The organism is Rhodococcus sp. GXMU-t2271 (genome assembly GCF_041414735.1).
GTDB lineage: Bacteria > Actinomycetota > Actinomycetes > Mycobacteriales > Mycobacteriaceae > Rhodococcus > Rhodococcus indonesiensis.
The window spans coordinates 1-17,970 of record NZ_JAUIZP010000058.1 but is presented as its reverse complement, the minus strand read 5'-3'; the positions used below and the strand labels follow the sequence as shown (position 1 = coordinate 17,970).

Sequence of the window (17,970 nt, the reverse complement as noted above, 5' to 3'; positions counted from 1 at the left end):
GGAGAGTAGGACACCGCCGAACACCCGTTACCGGAAGCCCCCCGATACTGTCGGGGGGCTTCCGGCATTTCCGGCTCTTCGCAGTTGGTAGGGGCGTGATGTTGTCCGACCCCGTGCCGTGTCGGTGATTGAAAAAGGGCCCGCGCCCTTGTGAGCTGGGTGTTCTTCAGGCAACCAGACCAGCAAGGAACGCGGGCATGCTCCACAGTAGTGGTTCACTGCTGCTCGATCTCGACGGCGTCGTCGTCGAATCGGTGCGGCGCGTCGACGACGGCAGCCGGATCGTCCGGCTCGGGACCGACCCCCGGTGGGTCGGGGTGTGTCCGCAGTGCGGGCAGAGGTCGGCGCGGTCGAAGGGCTGGGTGACCATCCGTCCCCGCGATGTGCGGGTCGGCCCCGACCGCCCCCGACTCGAATGGTCTAAGCGGAAGTGGTTGTGCACCAACACCTCCTGCGAGCGTAAGATGTTCACCGAGTCGGTGCCGGGCATCCCGGCCCGTGCCCGGGTCACCCCGCGGGTGAAGACGATGATGGCCGCCGGTGTCCTCGACGACGACCGCTCGGTGGCCGCCGTCGCCGCCGAGTACCGGTGCGGCTGGCACACCGTCCACGATCGGGTCGTCGCCGTCGCCGACACCGCCCTCGACGAACCAGCCCCCGTGACGGTGCTCGGTATCGACGAGACCCGCCGCGGCAAGGCGAAGTGGGAGACCGACCCGGTCACCGGCGCCCGGCGGTGGGTGGACCGATGGGACACCGGCCTGGTCGACATCGCCGGCGATCGGGGCCTGCTCGCGCAGGTCAACGGCCGCAGCGCGGCGGCGGTGATCGACTGGCTCGATGCACGCGACGAGCAGTGGCGCACGCAGATCACCCACGTCACCATCGACCTGTCGAGCGTGTACGCCAAGGCGGTGCGCGAGGCCTTGCCGCACGCCCAGCTGGTGGTCGACCGGTTCCACCTGGTCAAGAAGGCCAACGAGGTCGTCGATGCGGTGCGCCGACGGGTCACCCAGACCCAGCGGGGCCGGCGCGGCCGCAAGAGCGATGGGGAGTGGATCAACCGCCGCCGGCTGCTGCGCGGCGCCGAGACCCTCACCGACCAGCAGCGCACCGAGCTGTTCACCAAGCTGCTCGCCGCCGACCCGAGCGAGGAGATCGCCGCCGCTGGGGGTCCCGCCCTGGACGAAGTCCTCGGGGGAGGATCGCCAAGGAGCTGCTGCGCGACCTGCTGGCCTGCACCGCCCGTGGTGGACTGCGGCACGAGATCCGGGCCGCGCTGTATCGGTTCTACAAGTTCTGCGCCGCCTGCTCGGTGCCGGAGGTCACCGCGCTGGCCCGCACCGTCGAGACCTGGCAGGACCCGATCGTCCGAGCGATCGAGACGGGCCTGTCGAATGCGCGCAGCGAGGGCTACAACCGGATCGTCAAGCACGTCGGGCGGATCGCGTTCGGATTCCGCAATCCCGAGAATCAACGGCGCCGGGTACGGTGGGCCTGCACCCGCCGCTCCCGGCGGAGCACACCCGGCCGGCATCAATGCCACTGCTAACTGCGAAGAGCCGCATTTCCGGAGCAGGTACCCGATTCGACGGAGCCCACGGCGACCGTACGACCGGGGGCGTCCGCTCAGCCGGCGAGTGCCTCGCGCCGCCGCCACAGTCGTGCGACAGTCCACGGTCCGAACGCGAGCGAGACGACATTGATGCCCGTCTCGACTGCGATTTCGGTAGTCATTCGCCGGTAGTTGCCGTGCTCGATATTCCACAGCGTGTCCATGGCTCCGAGGAATGTCATCGCGCCGCCGGCCGCGATCCCCAGCGGGACGGCGAGTGACCGCCCCCTCGTCAGCTGCCAGGCGCTCACTGCGAAACTCGCGGCCATCAGCCCGTCAGCGGCCGGGAATGCGTTCTCGAACGCGATGTACGAGGGGTCGTCGGACGATCTGACATGTCCGGCGGTGAAGTAGTCGAGCCAGTACAACGCGATGCCGGTGGCGACGCTGCCCATCGCAGCCGCGTGCAACAGGTCACTACGGGCCGGTCGTCGCCTCATCGCAACCTCCTCCTGCCCGTCCTCCCTCGGCCTCTTCGAGTATGGCTTCCCCCAGTGTCTGCAGACCGCCCTTTACCCTGGCGGCCTTCGGTGGGGGAACAGGGCCGGGTGGCACTCCACCGCCGGCCTCCTGTATAAATACATCTTGTGTCTATGTCGTATTCAGCGGCCGAGTCGGTCTATCGCGAGGTCAAGGAGCTGATCCTGTCGGGTGAGTTGCCCGGCGGTGATCTGATCAGCGAAGGGGAGATCGCGGCTCGGATGTCGTGCAGCCGTACCCCGGTGCGCGAGGCCTTCCTCCGCCTCGAGGCCGAGGGCTGGATGCGTCTGTACCCCAAGCGCGGCGCACTGGTAGTTCCGGTGGCGGACGGGGAGGCCGAGCATGTCGTCGATGCGCGACGGTTGCTCGAGACCCACGCGGTGCGCGCCGTCGCGTCCGCTCCGCCGGCACGAGAGCAACTCGAACGTACCTTGCGCGCAAGCCTGGACACGCAGCGTGAACTTGCCGAGCGTGGTGACGTCGGTGGCTTCAGCGGTGCCGACGCGGACTTCCACCGCAACATCGTGGCCGCGGGTGGCAATCCGCTCCTCGACGCCTTCTATGCCGGCCTGCGGGAACGCCAGCGACGGATGACGGCCCGTTCTGTCGCCCGGGATCCGGCGCAGCTGCAGAAGATCATCGCCGACCATGCGCATCTGGTGGATCTCGTCGCCGCCGGGGATGCCGACGCGTTCGACGAGGCGCTCGAGGTGCACATGCGCGAGGTGCACGGACTCGGAGGGGGACGACTGTGACCGCAACTGCCACCGAACCGGGTCGGCTGCCCACTGCTGGTACGGATGCCGCTCCCCGCAGGGCGTGGCTGCTCGTGGCCGCCGCGATGTTCGCTGTCGCCTGGGGCGGCAACGAATTCACCCCGCTCCTGGTGATGTACCGGCTCGAACACGGTTTCGCGCCGGTCGTCGTCGACCTGTTCCTCTTCGCCTATGTCCTGGGCATCGTGCCGGCCCTGCTCGTCGGCGGTCCGCTCTCCGACCGGCTCGGTCGTCGGCCTGTCATGGTGCCCGCACCGTTCGTCGCCCTCGTCGGTTCCGCGGTGCTCGCCCTCGGATCGGACTCCGCGCCGCTGCTCATCCTCGGCCGCATCCTCTGCGGGATCGCGCTCGGACTGGGCATGGCGGTCGGTGGCAGCTGGCTGAAGGAACTGTCCGACCCGCGCTGGGATCCGCGCGCGACGGCCGGAGCCGGTGCGCGACGGGCCGCGATGAGCCTGACCGCCGGGTTCGGTGTCGGTGCCGGCATCGCGGGTGCCCTCGCCCAGTGGGCCCCGATGCCGAGTGCCCTGTCCTACTTCGTGCATATCGGGCTGAGTATCGGCGCAGGTACGGCACTGCTGCGGACGCCGGAGACCCGCCCGGCGCAGCCGGAAGCGGAACGGACTGCGCTGCGGGAAGACCTGAAGATCCCGGCCGCCGGGCACGCCCGCTTCCTGTTCGTGATCGCCCCCGTCGCCCCCTGGGTGTTCGGCGCCGCCAGTTCGGCGTACGCGATCCTGCCGGCGCTGATGACCGGACACAGCGGCGACGCCCCGATCGCGTTCTCGGCGCTGCTGTGCGTCGTCGCCCTCGGTGCCGGTTTCGCGATCCAGTCGCTGGGCCGTCGGATCGACACCCCCCACAATGCCCGTGCGGTAGCGGTGGCACTGACGTTGCTCGTGGTGGGGATGGTCACGGCGGCGGCCGCGGCCGCCGCCCTGACCGTGCCGCTGGCCCTGCTGGCCGCGGTCGTCCTGGGCTGCGGCTACGGCATGGCGCTGGTGTCGGGCCTGCAGGAAGTGCAGCGTATCGCCCGCCCCGACGACCTCGCCGGGCTCACCGCGGTGTTCTATTCGCTGAGCTATCTCGGCTTCGCGGTACCCGCGGTGATGGTGTACCTGTCGCAGACGTACCCGGTCCTGACCTACCCGGCCATGTTCGTCGTGGGCGCGGTCGCGGCGGCCGCGTGCCTGGTGCTCGTCCTGGCGAAATGGCAGGCACACCTGCCGGAGCGGGCGTCGGCCTGACGTCTCACGGCTCGGGCATCGGCGGCAGTGCCTTCTCGGCGAGCCACGCGTCCCACAGCGGACGCAGCGGTGCGTCCGCGAACCGGGCCGCGAGATCGGTGAACTGCTCGGTGGTGACGGTCGCGTGCCGGTGGTCCGCGGTCCACTGCCGAATCAGCGTGAAGAACTTCTCGTCGCCGAGGCGCAGGCGCAGCGCGTGCAGGGTCAGGGCGCCCCGCTTGTAGACGCGGTCGTCGAACATCAGGTCCGGCCCGGGGTCGCCGAGGAGGATGTCCTGAGGTTTGCGGCCGAGCCCGCGGTGCGCCTCCTCGGCGATCGTGTGCGCGGACGGCCCGTCGGAGTTCTCCGACCACAGCCACTCCGCGTAGCAGGCGAAGCCCTCGTTCAGCCAGATGTCGCGCCACCGTGACGGGGTGAGGCTGTTGCCGAACCACTGGTGCGCGAGTTCGTGTGCGACGAGCCGCTCTTCGCTCCGGGTGCCGTCGCAGTGGTTCGCGCCGAAGATCGACAGGGTCTGCGCCTCGATCGGGATCTCGAGTTCGTCCTCGGTGACGACGACGCTGTAGTGCGGGAACGGGTACGGCCCGAAGAGCCGGCAGAAGACCTCCATCATCTGTGGTTGCCGGCCGAAGTCCCGGTCGAAGTGCGCCCGCAGACGCGGCGGATGCACCGCGACGAGCGGCACCGGTGTCTCGGACATCCTGCGGGTCTCGTAGTTCCCGATCTGCACCGTGGCGAGATAGGTCGCCATCGGTTCCGGCTGCTCGTACACCCAGGTGGTCTGACTGGCCCTCGTCGTCCTGCGCACCAGCGTGCCGTTCGCGATCACCTGGAAGGGGGAGTCGGCCGTGACCGTGATCCGGTAGCTCGCCTTCGCGCCGGGATGGTCGTCGCAGGGGAACCACGACGAGGCGCCGTTGGGCTGGCTCGCGACCAGTGCCCCCTCCTCGAGTTCCTCCCAGCCGACCTCGCCCCACGGACTGCGGATCGGTTTCGGGGTGCCGTGATAGTGGACGACGATCGTCAGCACGCCGCCCACGGGGATCTTCCGGGCAGGGGTGACGACGAGTTTGCCGTCACGCTGGGCGTACTTGGCGGGCCGGGACCCGTTGACCGACAGTTTGGTCACCCGCATGGTCGGCGCGAGGTCGAGCGCGAACTTGCCGCGTTCGTCGGTGGTGGTGGCGACGACGGTGGCCGTGCCGGTGAGCCGGTTGGCCACGACCCGGTAGTTCAGGTCGAGTTCGTACCTCGACACGCGGTACCCGCGGTTGCCGCTGCGCGGCAGGTACGGATCGATCGGAGCATCCGGTTTCGGGGTTCTGCCGTTCTCGCGGGTCTTCTTCGGGTCGTTCCCCGGCTTCACTGCGGGGACCAATCGCTCGGGTGCGACCACGGCGCAATCGGATTACCCTGCCATTTGGTCGAATCCGGAACGACGTCACCGCGCATCACCAGCGAGGCCGGGCCGACGGTGGCGCCGGCCCCGATTCCGGCGGCGGGCAGTGCGACGCACTGGGGGCCGAGGGTGGCGCCGGCGCCGAGCGTGACGGTGTCCATGGACATGATCCGATCATGGAACAGGTGCGTTTGCACAACACACCCGCGTTCCACCGTCGCACCGTCGCCGAGGGTCACCAGGTCGGCCTCGGGTAGCCAGTAGCTCTCGCACCACACCCCGCGGCCGATCTTCGCGCCCAGGCCCCGTAGCCACAGGTTCATCACGGCCGTGCCGGTGGCCGGGCGGGCGAACCACGGTGCCGCGACCGTTTCGACGAAGGTGTCGGCCACCTCGTTGCGCCACACGAACCAGCTCCACAGCGGGTGTTCCTCCCGGCCGATGCGTCCGACGGCCGCCCATTTGGCGGCCACGGACACGATGCCGGCCACGGCGCCGGCGAGGATGAGCACGACTCCGCTCAGCGCCGCGGCCGCCGCGTACCCCACCGAGGTCGCCAGCGATTGCAGGGCGAACAGCACGCCGAGACCGATACCGAACGTGACGATCATCGGCAGCAGGCGGAAGGTCTCGACGAAGCCGCGGGCCACGCGCAGCCGCACCGGGGGCGCGAACGTGCGGCTCGAATCGCCGTCGTTCGCGGCGCGACGCAGCCGCACCGGGGGGCTGCCGAGCCACGAGGAACCCGACTTGGCCTTCGACGGCGCAGCCGAGAGGACCGCGACGAGTCCGTACTTGGGGACCCGTCGCCCCGGGGCGGCCATACCCGAGTTGCCGAGAAACGCGCGCTTGCCCACCTTGGCGCGGGAGATGTACAGCCAGCCGCCACCGAGCTCGTAGCTGGCGACCATGGTGTCGTCCGCGAGGAAGGCGCCGTCGGCGACGCGGGTGAACTTGGGCACCATCAGCACGGTGGAGGCCTCGACGTCCTTGCCGATGTCGGCGCCGAGCAGTCGCAGCCAGCCCGGCGTGAGCATCGAGGCGTAGAGCGGGAACAGGAACGTGCGCGAACTGTCCATCAGTCGCTCGGTCGCCCACACCTGCCAGCCGACGCGGCTGCGGACGGGATGGTGTCCCTCGGTCATGCCGACGGCCAGGGCACGCACCGACAGCACCGTGAGGGCGGCGAACACGAACAAGGTCAGCAGGGCGGCCACCGGCAGGATCGCCGCGCTGCGGAGCAACGCATCGGTGAGGTCGGCGGCGTCGCGGATCCACCATCCGACAAGGGTGAGCCCGGCGCCGATCGCGACGATCGGCAGCGAGGCCAGCACCATCGAGGTGAGGCCGAAGATCGGCACCCACCACGAGGCACGCCGCGGCGGCTCGGCGGGCCACGGATGCAGGGCCTTGCCGACCTTCCGGGCGGGGGAGCCGGCCCAGTGCTGGCCGGCCTTGACGCGGCCGAACACGGCGGAGCCGGCGGCGACCTCGGCGTTCTTGCCGACTCGGGCGCCCGGGGCCAGAGTCGAGCGGGCGCCGACCGTCGCGCCGGCTCCGATCCGGATGCTGCCGATGTGGACCTCGTCGCCGTCGATCCAGTGTCCGGACAGGTCGACCTCGGGTTCGATGGAACAGCCGTCCCCGAGTTCGAGCATGCCGGTGACCGGCGGCAGACTGTGCAGGTCGACGCCCTTTCCGACTTTCGCGCCCAGCGCGCGGGCGTAGTACAGCATCCACGGCGCCCCGGACAGGTTCACTGCACCGCTGGCCTCCGACAGCCGCAGCGCCGTCCACAGCCGGAGGTGCTCGCTGCCGCCCCTCCGGTAGGTGCCGGGTTGCAGGTTGCGCAGCAGCAGCCGCGTCCCGGCGACGGCGACGGACATGCGGCCGAGCGGGGTCAGGAACAGCAGGATGCCGATGGTCACCCACCACCACGACGCCGGAGCGAGCCACGGCACGTCGACGAACAGCGAGAAGACGTTGTTCGCGATCGCGAGCCAGGTCACCCACTGCAGCCCCGTGAGAGTGGTGAGTGGCACCGTGACGGCGAGTTGCAGCAGCTGTGCCCGGCGCGGAACGGGGGTCACCTGCCGCGGGGCGACCACAGCGGACGGCGCGAGGTCGTCGAGGTACTCGGCCAGCGAGCCGAGTCGCGGATGGTCGTACAGTTCGGCGACGGTCATCGCGGGATAGCGTTCGCGCAGGGCCGTCACCAGCTGGGCCGCGGCGAGGGAGCCGCCGCCGAGTTCGAAGAAGTCGTCGTCGATGCTCTCGATCGGGGTGCCGAGAATCGACACCCACAGCCCGGCGACCCACTCGGCGGTCGGGTCGAGGCCGAGAGCCTCGGCGGCGGCGGCCTCCGCGCCGGGCAGCGGCCACGGAAGCGCATTGCGGTCCACCTTGCCGGAGGTCCGGGTGGGCAGTTCGTCCACCAGCGCCAGTCTCGGGACCAGGGCCGCCGGCAGCTGCTCGCCGAGCAGGTCGCGCGCGGAGGCGAGGTCGAACTCGGGGTCGGTGCTGGCGAGGTAGCCGACGAGGATCGAGTGCCCGGCCGCGGTCTTGCGTACGGCGGCCGCGCCGCCGGCGACGCCGGGCAGGTTCTGCAGAGCGTTGTCGACTTCGCCGAGTTCGATGCGCCGGCCGCCGATCTTGACCTGATCGTCGGCACGTCCCTGGAACAGCAGCCCCGCGCGGTCGAGGGTGACCAGGTCGCCGCTGCGGTAGGCGCGGTCCCAGCCGAGGGTGGGCATGGGAGCGTACTTCTCGGCGTCCTTGGCCGGGTCCAGATAGCGGGCCAGTCCGACGCCGCCGATGACGAGTTCGCCGGTGCCGCCCTCCGGGACGGGCCGGCCCTCGCCGTCCACCACGGCGAGGTCCCAGCCGTCGAGCGGCAGGCCGATGCGGACCGGGCCGGTGCCGTCCATCGTCGCCGCACACGCGACCACGGTGGCCTCGGTGGGCCCGTACGTGTTCCACACCTCGCGCCCGGGCACAGCCAGCCGCTCGGCGAGATCCGGCGGACAGGCCTCCCCACCGAAGATCAACAGCCGCACCGCTTCGAGCGCCTCGGCGGGCCACATCGCCGCGAGGGTGGGAACGGTGGAGACGACGCTGATGTCGCGGGAGACCAGCCACGGTCCGAGGTCCATCCCGGACCGCACGAGCGAGCGGGGCGCGGGGACGAGGCACGCGCCGTGCCGCCACGCGAGCCACATCTCCTCGCAGGACGCGTCGAACGCGACCGACAGCCCGGCCAGTACGCGGTCGCCGGGGCCGATCGGGTTCTCGCGCAGGAACAGCCGGGCCTCGGCGTCGACGAAGGCGGCGGCGCTGCGATGGCTGACCGCGACCCCTTTGGGGGTGCCGGTGGATCCGGAGGTGAAGATGATCCAGGCGGCGTCGTCGAGACGCGGACCGCGCAGCTGCGGCTGCGGCGACGGCGGCGCGGTGCCCGGGCCGATGCCGTCGGCGGTGACGACGGCGGTGACCTGCGCTTCCCCGAACACGAGTTCGGCGCGTTCGTCGGGATCGTCGGCGTCCACCGGCACGTAGGCCGCGCCGGCGGCGAGGATGCCCAGGATCGTCACGTACAGGTCCGCGGAGCCGGACGGCATGCGCACGCCGACTCGGTCCCCGCCCCCGACTCCCGCGTCGGCGAGCCGGTAGGAGCAGGCGACGACCTCCTCGACGAGTTCGGTGTAGCTGAGGGTGACGGATCCGTCGTCGACGGCCGGAGCGTCCGGGTGGGTGTCGGCGGTGGCACGCAGGATGTCGACGAGGGTGCGAGGGGCCGGAGCATGGGAGGAGCGGAGGAACTCCTCGGGGATGCGATACGACCGATCCGAATCCGTCGTGGGCTGGGCAGGCAATCGCATGTCCTTCTCTCGGCCTGGTGGTGCGTACGTCCGGTTATCTCACGGTCAGGTGGACGGAGGGTGAACATCGGGTGTGTCGGTGCCCACGCGCGCGGTGGAATTTCTCCGCCTCCCGGGCGCCGGAATCCCGGCCGGTGTCCGGTTCTGGGCGAGAAACCGCCTCTCCCTGGGGATTCGCGTGCCGGACGACGGACGGTGCGATCCCGGTTTGACATCCGTGCGCGCTTTTGCCATCCTCTTCCGCAGGTCACGAGAACCAGCGACAAGCCCCGGCTAGCTGGTCGGCAACCCTCCTCCGCGGTGGGGTGCTCCGGGTGACGACCTGGCCGTGTTTCCACACCGGACACGGCAAGCGCGGATTCGGACCGTGATCGCACTCGAGCGACGAGGCGACCACCGGCGAATCCCTGAACGACGAGGGAACGTCATGACTGCCGCTGTACTGACCGCCGACACCTGTATCGCACCGTTCGCCCGGGTCACCGGATGTGATCTTCAGGTACCCCTGGTGCAGGGCGGTGCCTGCACCTACGCCAACTTCGACTACGCGGCGAGCGCGCCGGCCCTCGAAGCGGTCACCGAGCGGATCGCCGAACTCCTGCCGTACTACGCCAGCGTGCATCGCGGTGCCGGTTACGCCTCGAGGATCTCCACCACCAGCTACGAGCAGGCCCGCGAATCCGTGGCCCGATTCGTCTGCGCCGCAGACGATCAGGTGGTCGTCTTCACCCGCAACACCACCGACTCGCTCAACCTCCTGGCCGGAGCCGTGCCCGGCGACGTGGTGGTACTCGACGTCGAACACCACGCAAACCTGTTGCCCTGGAAGAATGCTCGCGTCGTCGAGGCTGCCGACACCGTTGCCGAGACCGTCCGCCGGCTCGTCGCCGAACTGTGCAGCAGGCCTGCTGCGCTGCTCGCCGTCACCGGCGCCTCCAACGTCACCGGCGAGGTCCTCCCGATCGCCGAACTCGCCGACGTCGCGCACGCCTGCGGTGCCCGGATCCTCGTCGACGGAGCACAATTGGTTCCGCACCGGCGGATCGACCTCACCGCGCTCGGCGTCGACTACCTCGCATTCTCGGGGCACAAGCTCTACGCTCCGTTCGGTGCCGGTGCTCTGGTGGGGCGCCGGGACTGGCTCGACGTCGCGGAACCGTACCTCGCAGGGGGTGGTGCGGTCCGCGACGTCAGTCTCAATCACACCGAATGGGCTTGTGCCCCAGCGCGACACGAGGCGGGCACGCCGAACGTGCTCGGTGTCGCGGCGCTCGCCGCAGCGTGCGACGCGCTCGCCGGCTTCGACGCCGATGCCGTCACCGTGCACGAGGAGGCGTTGTGCCGGCGCCTGCTCGACGGGTTGCGCGGCGTCGAGGGCGTCGAGATCCTGCGGCTGTGGAGCGACTCCCCGGACTCCGTCGGCATCGTCACCTTCACGGTCGCCGGCTTCGAGCCCGGCGAGGTGGCGTCGTATCTGTCCGCCGAGCACGGAATCGGGGTGCGCGACGGCCGGTTCTGCGCGCACCCGCTGCTCGCCCGGGTCGGACTGCCCGCCGGCGCGGTTCGTGCCTCGCTCGGTCTCGGCAGTTCCTCCGCCGACGTGGATCGTCTGCTCGACGCGCTGCACACGCTGGTGGATGCCGGTCCCGGCTGGACCTACGCGAAGACCGACGGCCTGTGGGGGCCGTCGCCCGAGACCCGTCCGGGCCTGGCGGAGTCCACCGCCGGGGCGGCGCAGTGCAGCTGACCGCTTCCCGGGCGGACTGCCGCACCGGCCGTCCGGACCGGCAGGTCTAGTCGACGTCGACGTCGACGGCTGCCGTGATGCGCATCAGTTCGCGGAACGTCGTGCGGAACAGCGTGCGTGGATGCCCGCCAGAGGCCCAGAGCTGGGGGAAAGCAGCCAGGGCGGTGTCGACGTACGTGGTCAGGTTCGTCGGATGCCCGAGCGGTGCCACGCCGCCGACGGTCTGACCCGTGACCTCGGTGACCACGTCCGGGGGCGCCGCGACGAGCGCACCGCCGAGGCGTTTGCCGGTTCGTTCCGGATTCACCCGGTGGGCACCCGAGACCAGCAGCAGTACCGGTTCGTCGTCGAGCAGGAACACCAGCGACTTGACGATCGCTCCCACGTCGACCCCGAGCACGGCCGCCGCCTGCTCGGCGGTGTGCACCGACTCCGGTTGGGTCGTGATCAACCCGTGGTGACCGCGCGCGATGAGCGTGTCGGCTACCCGAGCGGCATTCGGATGCAGTGTCCCGGACATGGTTCCAGCCTAGGAGTCCGCCGCCGTCCGTGGCTCCGATCGGCAGGTCCGGCCGCGGCCGAGGTCGATACGGTCGGAGTCGATACAGTCGGGGGTCAATACAGCGGAAAGCCGTCCTCGGGTCCGAGCATGCGCTCGAGCCGGGTGCGGGTGATCTTGGCGAGTTCCTCCGTGCACACCTTGCGTTCCGCCTCGGGGTCGTGTGCGAGCCGGTGGTTCAGGTCCGTCAGCAGTTCTTGCAGTCCGCGGCCCTGCGGGCACCACAGATAGCGGTACCCGAAGCGCTCTTCGTAGGCGGCGGCGGCCGTGATCGCGGCCGTCAAGGCCTCGTCCTCGTCCCACAGCGAGCACTGCTCGAGCCGCGAGGCGGTGCTGCCGCGCCGGCGGCCCACCACCGGATGGCAGTCGAGGGCCTCCGCGATCTCCGCGTCGCTCGCGGAGAACAGGGCGGCGTCGGCGCGGGCGAACAGTTCCGAGTAGCTCGCATAGGGACGTCCCGCCGCCACCGCCTGGGCCCAGGTGAGCGACGCGCAGCACTCGTACAGCGCATGGGTGGCGCCCCGCCGGGACAGGGCGTTGAAGGCACCCAGACCGATGCCCTGGTGCATCAGCATGACAGTCGCTCCTCTGCGGGCCGGACCGTTCGTACCCCCAGGATCCGTCCGCGGCGGGGCGGCCACCAGGGGCAGAGCGCGGAATTTTCCGGGCTGTAACGAGCGGTCCGTGACAGCGGAGCGACGCCTGCATATTACTCTCGAGTAATGACTCAGGAATCTCGCTGGAAAGCGTTCACGGTCGACGTCGCGGACCACGTCGCGCTCGTCACCCTCGTCGGTCCGGGCAAAGGCAACGCCATGGGCCCCGACTTCTGGACCGAGCTGCCGCTGTTGTTCGGCGAGCTCGATGCGGATCCGGACGTGCGTGCCGTCGTGCTCGCCGGTGCCGGCAAGCACTTCTCCTTCGGTCTCGACCTGCCCGCCATGAGCGGCGACCTGGGCAAGGTCCTCGCCGACAAGGCGCTGGCCGCCCCGCGAACCGACTTCCACGAGATGGTCAAGCGGATGCAGGCGGCGATCACCGCGGTCGCGGACTGCCGTAAGCCCGTCGTCGCCGCCGTGCAGGGCTGGTGCATCGGCGGCGGCGTCGACCTGATCTCCGCGGCCGACATCCGCTACGCCAGTGCCGACGCGAAGTTCAGTGTCCGCGAGGTCAAGGTCGGGATGGTCGCCGACGTGGGCAGCCTCGCGCGCCTGCCGCTGATCATCGGCGATGGGCACCTGCGTGAGCTGGCCCTCACCGGCAAGGACATCGACGCGGCACGCGCGGAGAAGATCGGCCTGGTCAACGACGTCTTCGAGGACGCGGACGCCGTCCTGGCCGCCGCGCAGGCCACCGCCGCCGAGATCGCGGCGAATCCGCCGTTGGTCGTGCACGGCATCAAGGCCGTCCTCGACCACAGCCGCTCGCCGCGTGTCGACGACAGCCTGCGCTACGTCGCGGCCTGGAACGCCGCGTTCCTGCCGTCGGAGGACCTGACCGAGGCCGTCGCGGCGGTCTTCGAGAAGCGTCCCCCGGAGTTCCGGGGCCGGTAGAGGATGGACGGGTGCGAAGGCATCCGGTCCTGACGTGGGGCGGTCGGCTGGTGCCGGCCGTCCCACTGGCGTATCTGACGGCCTACCGGCCCTGGCAGTTGCGCTGGGGTGCGACGAGGACCGAGGTGGCGGGACGGATGCCAGGGGACGAGATCCTGCCCCGGCCCCACTGGTCGGCAACCCGAGCGGTGTCGATCGCGGCCGAGCCGGTGGACGTGTGGCCGTGGCTGGTCCAGATGGGCGCCGGGGACCGTGCCGGCTGGTACAGCTACGACCTCGTCGACAACGGCGGGAAGCCGAGCGCCCGGGAGATCCGGCCCGAACTGCAGCGGCTCAAGGTCGGCGACCCGGTCCGGCTGGTCGCGGGTTCCCCGGCCGCCTTCCGGGTGGAGTCGATCGACCCCGGACGTTCCCTCGTGTACGCCCACTCGCACAACGGGGGTGCGGTCACCGCCGCACTGGCGTTACGTCCGGACGGGCCCGGACACAGCCGGCTGGTGCATCGCGTGCGATTCCGGATCCCCCCGTCGCCGTTCGCGGTCGGCTGGGCCGTCCTCATGGACGCGGGCGACTTCGTGATGTCCCGGCGGATGCTGCTCGGTATCCGGGGCCGCGCCGAGCGGCACGCGCGGCGCCGACGGGGCGGTGACCCGCCGGTCGACGAAAGTCCTTGCACCCCAACGGATATCCAACTGCATATTCCGGTGCGCCGACCCGCCGGGGAAGTGTTCGCGCTGCTCGCCGACGTGCAGGACCATGTGGGTGCACCGGCGCGCACAGGCGTCCGGATGGACAAGTCCCCGTCCGGTCCGACCGTCGAGGGCACCGGGTGGCACGAGCGGGTGCGGCTCGCACCCGGCTGGTGGATGTCCGTCGACAGCGTCGTGACCGCAATCGAGGACCCGGAACTGCTCGCGATGGACTTCCGCAGCGCCTGGTTCACCGGCCACCTCGACTACCGGATCGAGTCCACCCCGCAGGGATGTCTCCTGCGGCAGCACTTCGTCCTGCGATTGCCGCGCCTGCTGCGGCCGTGGTCGGCGCGGGTGGACGCCCAGCTCCGGCCGCGCCTGCTCGATCGGCTCGCCGAGATCCGGGACGCGATCGAGCGCAGCGGCTGAGAACGCGTTCGGGCTCCGCAACCGGCGGCCGCGGAGCCCGAACGACGCGTGGTGTCAGTGCCCGCCGTTCGCCTTCAGGCGCTCGATCGACGCGGAGACCTCGGCCTCGGCCTCGGCGCGGCCGACCCAGTCCGCGGCCTCGACGTGCTTGCCCGGCTCGAGGTCCTTGTAGTGGACGAAGAAGTGCTTGATCGCGTCCAGTTCGAACTGCGAGACGTCGCTGATGTCCTTGACGTGGTCCCAGCGCGGATCGCCCGCGGGCACGGCGAGGACCTTGTCGTCGCCGCCGGCCTCGTCGACCATCTTGAACATGCCCACCGGACGAGCCTCGACGATGACGCCGGGGAACACGGACTCGGGGAGCAGCACCATGCAGTCCAGCGGGTCGCCGTCCTCGCCGAGGGTGTTCTCGATGTAGCCGTAGTCGGCGGGGTAGCCGAACGAGGTGTAGAGGTAGCGGTCCAGCTTCACGCGGCCGGTTTCGTGATCGACCTCGTACTTGTTGCGCTGCCCCTTGGGGATCTCGATGGTGACCTCGAACTCCACGCCGTGTCCTCACTTGTAGATCGATACGACTGCCGTATCTGCGGTGATGGTCCGCACAGAGGATAACGGGTCGGCGCTACGCTGGTGGCGCAGGTGCCGGACCACCGGGGCGGTCACCAGGGCGCGGGATTCGCCGGAGCGAACGCCGCGGGATTCGACACAGCGGAGGCGTGTTGGCGGGGCAGGGCAAGAAGAAGCTGGGCACACTGGCGGGACGGCGCCGCCGGAACCTCCGGATCCTGTTCACCATCTGGGCAGCGGGGACCGTCGCGCTGCTCGTGGGAGGGGCCTTCGCGCTCTCCGATTTCCGCAGCGGCGAGGCTGCCGCCGCGATAGCGCCGGCACCGGCGCCCGTCACCGCGACCCCGCAGGTGGCCCCGGTACCGGCAGACGCCCCCGCCCCCGCCGGTCCCGCCCTGGCGGCCGCGCTCGCGCCGGCCCTGGGAAATGCGGGACTGGGCAACTTCACCGGTTCGATCACCGACGCCGCCACGGGCACCGTGCTGTGGTCGAAGGACCCGGCCCGGCCGATGATCCCGGCATCGACGACGAAGGTTCTCACCGCCGCTGCCGCGCTGCTCGCCCTGCCCGCCGAACACCGGGTCACCACCAAGGTCGTCGAGGGCAGCCGGCCGGGGGAGATCGTGCTCGTCGCCGGCGGCGATCCCACCCTCACCGCCCGTCCCCTCGGCGAGTCCGGCTTCTACGCCGGCGCCCCGCGCATCGCCGACCTCGTGCAGCAGATCCAGCGCAGCGGCGCGGCCGTCGACACGGTGCTCGTCGACACCGGCGCCTACGCCGGCGACTCCCTGGCCACGGGCTGGTTTCCCGCCGACATCGCCGGCGGCTCCGTGGCGCCGATCGAACCGGTGATGCTCGACGGCGGCCGGCTGAACCCCCTCGAGGACGAGTCGCCGCGCACCCCCACCCCCGCCCTCGACGCCGGCCGGGCCCTCGCCGCCGCGCTCGGCGCGGACCCCGCCCGGGTCGCTCCCGGGACAGTCCGGCCCGGAGCGGCCCCGCTGGCCGCGGTGCAGTCGGCGCCGCTGCGCGATCGGCTGGGGCAGATGATGAGTTACTCCGACAACGTCCTTGCCGAGGCCGTCGGCCGCGAGCTCGCCGCGGCCGAGGGGGTCGAGCCGTCCTTCCGCGGCGCGGTCGACAGCGTCTCCACGGTCCTGCGCGAGGCGGGATTCGACCTGACCGGGCTCACCCTCCACGACGTGAGCGGGCTGTCCGTGGACAACCGGATTCCCGCTCGGCTGCTCGACGCGGTGATGGCCGCCGCCGCCGGAACCGAAGAGGCGTCGCTGCGCCCGATGCTGGACTACCTGCCGGTCGCGGGCGCCACCGGCACCCTCTCGGAGCGCTACGCCTCGACCAACCGCGACGGGGCGGGTTGGGTCCGCGCGAAGACGGGCACCCTGTCGCAGGCGAGCGGCCTGACCGGATTCGTCGTCGACACCGACGGCCGGGTGCTGACGTTCGCCCTGTTGTCCAACGACCGTCCGCCGGGCGAGAGCCGACCTGCCCTCGACGCGGTGGCGGCGACCCTCCGAGGATGCGGATGCCGATGACCGACCGGGACCGGATGCTGGGTGACGCGATCGACTGGAAGTTCGCGGCCGGGGTCGGAGCACGCCTGACCCGGCCGGGCCCGGCGATGTCGCGGTACACCGCCGAAACCGTCGTCGCCGAGCTGGCCTCGGCCGCCGACCGCGCCGAGCCGCCGGTGCGGGAGCTGACCGGCCTCGGCGACGGCCGAGACGTCCCGCCCGCCACGGTCGTCGACCGGTCCGAATGGGTGCACGCCGCCGCCAGGTCGATGTCGGACCTCACCGGCTCCGGGCCTGCCGAGGGGCGGTGGGTCGGCAAGCCCGCCGGCATGCAGGCCGGCGCGATGCTCGCGTACCTGTCCACCGCCGTGCTCGGTCAGTACGACCCCTTCTCGCGGTCGCTGCTGCTCGTCGCCCCGAACGTCGTCGCCGTCGAGCGGGCACTGCGGGTGCCCACCGCCGACTTCCGGATGTGGGTGTGCCTGCACGAGGTCACCCACCGCGTGCAGTTCGCCGAGGCCCCGTGGATGGCGGATCTGATGCGCGAGGCGGCGGCGGAGCTGGGCCGGACCGTGGACGAGTCGTTCACCGATCTCGCCGCCCGGATCACCGGGGTCCTGCGCGATCGCCGGCCGGGCGAGGAGAAACCCATGGCCGAGCGCGGTGTGCTCGGTCTCGTCCGGGCGGTGCAGTCCGAGCCCCAGCGCACCGCCCTCGACCGCATGCTGGCCCTGGGCACCGTGCTCGAAGGCCACGCCGACCACGTGATGGACGCCGTCGGGCCCTCCGTGGTGCCCGCCGTCGCGCAGATCCGGCGCGCGTTCGACAACCGTCGCCGACGCGCGGTGAACCCCGTCCACCGCATTGTCCGGGCACTGCTCGGGATGGATGCCAAGATGGCCCAGTACGTGCAGGGCAAGAAGTTCGTCGACACCGTCGTCGAACGGGTGGGCATGGCCCGGTTCAACACCGTCTGGAGCGGACCCGACGCGATGCCGACCCTCGCCGAGATCGACGACCCCGACGCGTGGATCGCACGGGTACTGGCCTGACGGTGTCGTCCGAGCGACCGCTCCTGCCCGAGACCCCGGCCGTCCACGAGGTGCGTCTGGCCGTCCGGCGCTGGGTCGTGGACCACGGCCGGTCCGTCGCGGTCGGCCTGTCCGGCGGCGCCGACTCGTCGGCTCTGACCGCCGCCGCCGTCGCCGAGGCGGATTCGGTGCACGCCGTCGTCGTCGACCACGGTCTGCAACCCGGCTCCGCCGACGTCGCCGCCCGCGCCGCGGCATTCGCCCGGTCGGCCGGATGCACATCGGTGCAGGTCGTCCGCGTCGCGGTGACCGGCCCCGGCGGTCCCGAGGCGGCCGCGCGTGCGGCCCGCTACCGGGCACTCGACGAGGCCCGGGCCGGATTGCCGGTGCTGCTCGGGCACACGCTCGACGATCAGGCCGAGACCGTGCTGCTGGGGCTGGGCCGCGGTTCCGGGGCCCGGT

Annotated in this window: 14 protein-coding genes, 1 pseudogene and 1 riboswitch; of the genes and pseudogenes, 9 read left to right on the top strand and 6 right to left on the bottom strand. The window is 71.1% G+C overall.

What is annotated here, in order from left to right; genetic code table 11:
• The first annotated feature begins 150 nt into the window (after positions 1–150).
• Positions 151–1,552 (top strand): annotated as a pseudogene (locus QYS60_RS20730) (ISL3 family transposase).
• Positions 1,553–1,629: 77 nt separating this feature from the next.
• On the opposite strand, the gene QYS60_RS20725 reads toward QYS60_RS20730, so the two are convergent.
• Positions 1,630–2,055: a hypothetical protein gene (locus QYS60_RS20725; RefSeq protein WP_371384139.1), complete on the bottom strand. Its 426-nt coding sequence runs from the start codon at positions 2,053–2,055 to the stop codon at positions 1,630–1,632.
• Positions 2,056–2,208: 153 nt separating this feature from the next.
• Between QYS60_RS20725 and QYS60_RS20720 the strand changes: the two genes are divergently transcribed.
• Positions 2,209–2,850: a GntR family transcriptional regulator gene (locus tag QYS60_RS20720; protein ID WP_371384138.1), complete on the top strand. Its 642-nt coding sequence runs from the start codon at positions 2,209–2,211 to the stop codon at positions 2,848–2,850.
• 86 nt (positions 2,851–2,936) lie between these two features.
• Positions 2,937–4,118: an MFS transporter gene (locus QYS60_RS20715; RefSeq protein ID WP_289381595.1), complete on the top strand. Its 1,182-nt coding sequence runs from the start codon at positions 2,937–2,939 to the stop codon at positions 4,116–4,118.
• Positions 4,119–4,122: 4 nt separating this feature from the next.
• On the opposite strand, the gene QYS60_RS20710 is transcribed toward QYS60_RS20715, so the two are convergent.
• Both QYS60_RS20710 and QYS60_RS20705 read right to left on the bottom strand, forming a co-directional pair.
• On the bottom strand, positions 4,123–5,484 hold the full coding sequence (locus QYS60_RS20710) for a M1 family metallopeptidase (RefSeq protein WP_289381592.1): 1,362 nt from the start codon (positions 5,482–5,484) through the stop codon (positions 4,123–4,125).
• On the bottom strand, positions 5,481–9,395 hold the full coding sequence (locus QYS60_RS20705) for a Pls/PosA family non-ribosomal peptide synthetase (RefSeq protein ID WP_289381591.1): 3,915 nt from the start codon (positions 9,393–9,395) through the stop codon (positions 5,481–5,483). Before QYS60_RS20705 ends, QYS60_RS20710 begins: the two co-directional genes overlap by 4 nt.
• A gap of 245 nt (positions 9,396–9,640) precedes the next feature.
• Positions 9,641–9,756: riboswitch (SAM riboswitch) on the top strand.
• Positions 9,757–9,822: 66 nt separating this feature from the next.
• Between QYS60_RS20705 and QYS60_RS20700 the strand changes: the two genes are divergently transcribed.
• Positions 9,823–11,142, top strand: coding sequence for an aminotransferase class V-fold PLP-dependent enzyme (locus QYS60_RS20700; protein WP_010594627.1), 1,320 nt, complete (start codon positions 9,823–9,825; stop codon positions 11,140–11,142).
• Between the two features lie 46 nt (positions 11,143–11,188).
• Here QYS60_RS20700 and QYS60_RS20695 read toward each other — a convergent pair whose 3' ends face one another.
• Positions 11,189–11,662 carry a YbaK/EbsC family protein gene (locus QYS60_RS20695; protein WP_010594626.1) on the bottom strand — a complete coding sequence of 158 codons (474 nt, stop codon included), beginning with the start codon at positions 11,660–11,662 and terminating at the stop codon, positions 11,189–11,191.
• A 95-nt stretch (positions 11,663–11,757) separates the two neighbouring features.
• A complete protein-coding gene (locus tag QYS60_RS20690) occupies positions 11,758–12,276 on the bottom strand; it encodes a 2-oxo-4-hydroxy-4-carboxy-5-ureidoimidazoline decarboxylase (RefSeq protein ID WP_371384137.1) in 519 nt (172 codons plus the stop codon).
• Between the two features lie 147 nt (positions 12,277–12,423).
• Here QYS60_RS20690 and QYS60_RS20685 point away from each other — a divergent pair, with 147 nt between their 5' ends.
• Entirely contained in the window at positions 12,424–13,254 is an 831-nt protein-coding gene (locus QYS60_RS20685) for a crotonase/enoyl-CoA hydratase family protein (protein ID WP_371384136.1), read from the top strand.
• 11 nt (positions 13,255–13,265) lie between these two features.
• Positions 13,266–14,375 carry a hypothetical protein gene (locus QYS60_RS20680; protein WP_371384135.1) on the top strand — a complete coding sequence of 370 codons (1,110 nt, stop codon included), beginning with the start codon at positions 13,266–13,268 and terminating at the stop codon, positions 14,373–14,375.
• A gap of 54 nt (positions 14,376–14,429) precedes the next feature.
• Here the strand turns inward: QYS60_RS20680 and QYS60_RS20675 are convergent, their stop codons facing one another.
• Entirely contained in the window at positions 14,430–14,921 is a 492-nt protein-coding gene (locus tag QYS60_RS20675; RefSeq protein WP_003938269.1) for an inorganic diphosphatase, read from the bottom strand.
• Positions 14,922–15,091: 170 nt separating this feature from the next.
• Between QYS60_RS20675 and dacB the strand changes: the two genes are divergently transcribed.
• From dacB to QYS60_RS20660, 3 genes are all read left to right on the top strand, one after another.
• Positions 15,092–16,498 (top strand): D-alanyl-D-alanine carboxypeptidase/D-alanyl-D-alanine-endopeptidase, encoded by a 1,407-nt coding sequence (dacB, locus tag QYS60_RS20670; protein WP_371384134.1) that lies wholly within the window; start codon positions 15,092–15,094, stop codon positions 16,496–16,498.
• On the top strand, positions 16,489–17,529 hold the full coding sequence (locus QYS60_RS20665; RefSeq protein ID WP_289381512.1) for a zinc-dependent metalloprotease: 1,041 nt from the start codon (positions 16,489–16,491) through the stop codon (positions 17,527–17,529). The genes dacB and QYS60_RS20665 overlap by 10 nt, the downstream gene beginning before the upstream one ends.
• A 2-nt stretch (positions 17,530–17,531) precedes the next feature.
• Positions 17,532–17,970, top strand: a 439-nt coding sequence (locus tag QYS60_RS20660) for an ATP-binding protein (RefSeq protein ID WP_371384133.1), incomplete at its 3' end; no start/stop codon positions are given.

Coding starts and splice junctions, on each gene's coding strand:
- QYS60_RS20720 (WP_371384138.1), top strand. CDS start 2,209: ATGTCGTATTCAGCGGCCGAGTCGGTCTATCGCGAGGTCAAGGAGCTG.
- QYS60_RS20695 (WP_010594626.1), bottom strand. CDS start 11,662: ATGTCCGGGACACTGCATCCGAATGCCGCTCGGGTAGCCGACACGCTC.
- QYS60_RS20705 (WP_289381591.1), bottom strand. CDS start 9,395: ATGCGATTGCCTGCCCAGCCCACGACGGATTCGGATCGGTCGTATCGC.
- QYS60_RS20715 (WP_289381595.1), top strand. CDS start 2,937: ATGTTCGCTGTCGCCTGGGGCGGCAACGAATTCACCCCGCTCCTGGTG.
- QYS60_RS20685 (WP_371384136.1), top strand. CDS start 12,424: ATGACTCAGGAATCTCGCTGGAAAGCGTTCACGGTCGACGTCGCGGAC.
- QYS60_RS20700 (WP_010594627.1), top strand. CDS start 9,823: ATGACTGCCGCTGTACTGACCGCCGACACCTGTATCGCACCGTTCGCC.
- QYS60_RS20665 (WP_289381512.1), top strand. CDS start 16,489: ATGCCGATGACCGACCGGGACCGGATGCTGGGTGACGCGATCGACTGG.
- QYS60_RS20725 (WP_371384139.1), bottom strand. CDS start 2,055: ATGAGGCGACGACCGGCCCGTAGTGACCTGTTGCACGCGGCTGCGATG.
- QYS60_RS20690 (WP_371384137.1), bottom strand. CDS start 12,276: ATGCTGATGCACCAGGGCATCGGTCTGGGTGCCTTCAACGCCCTGTCC.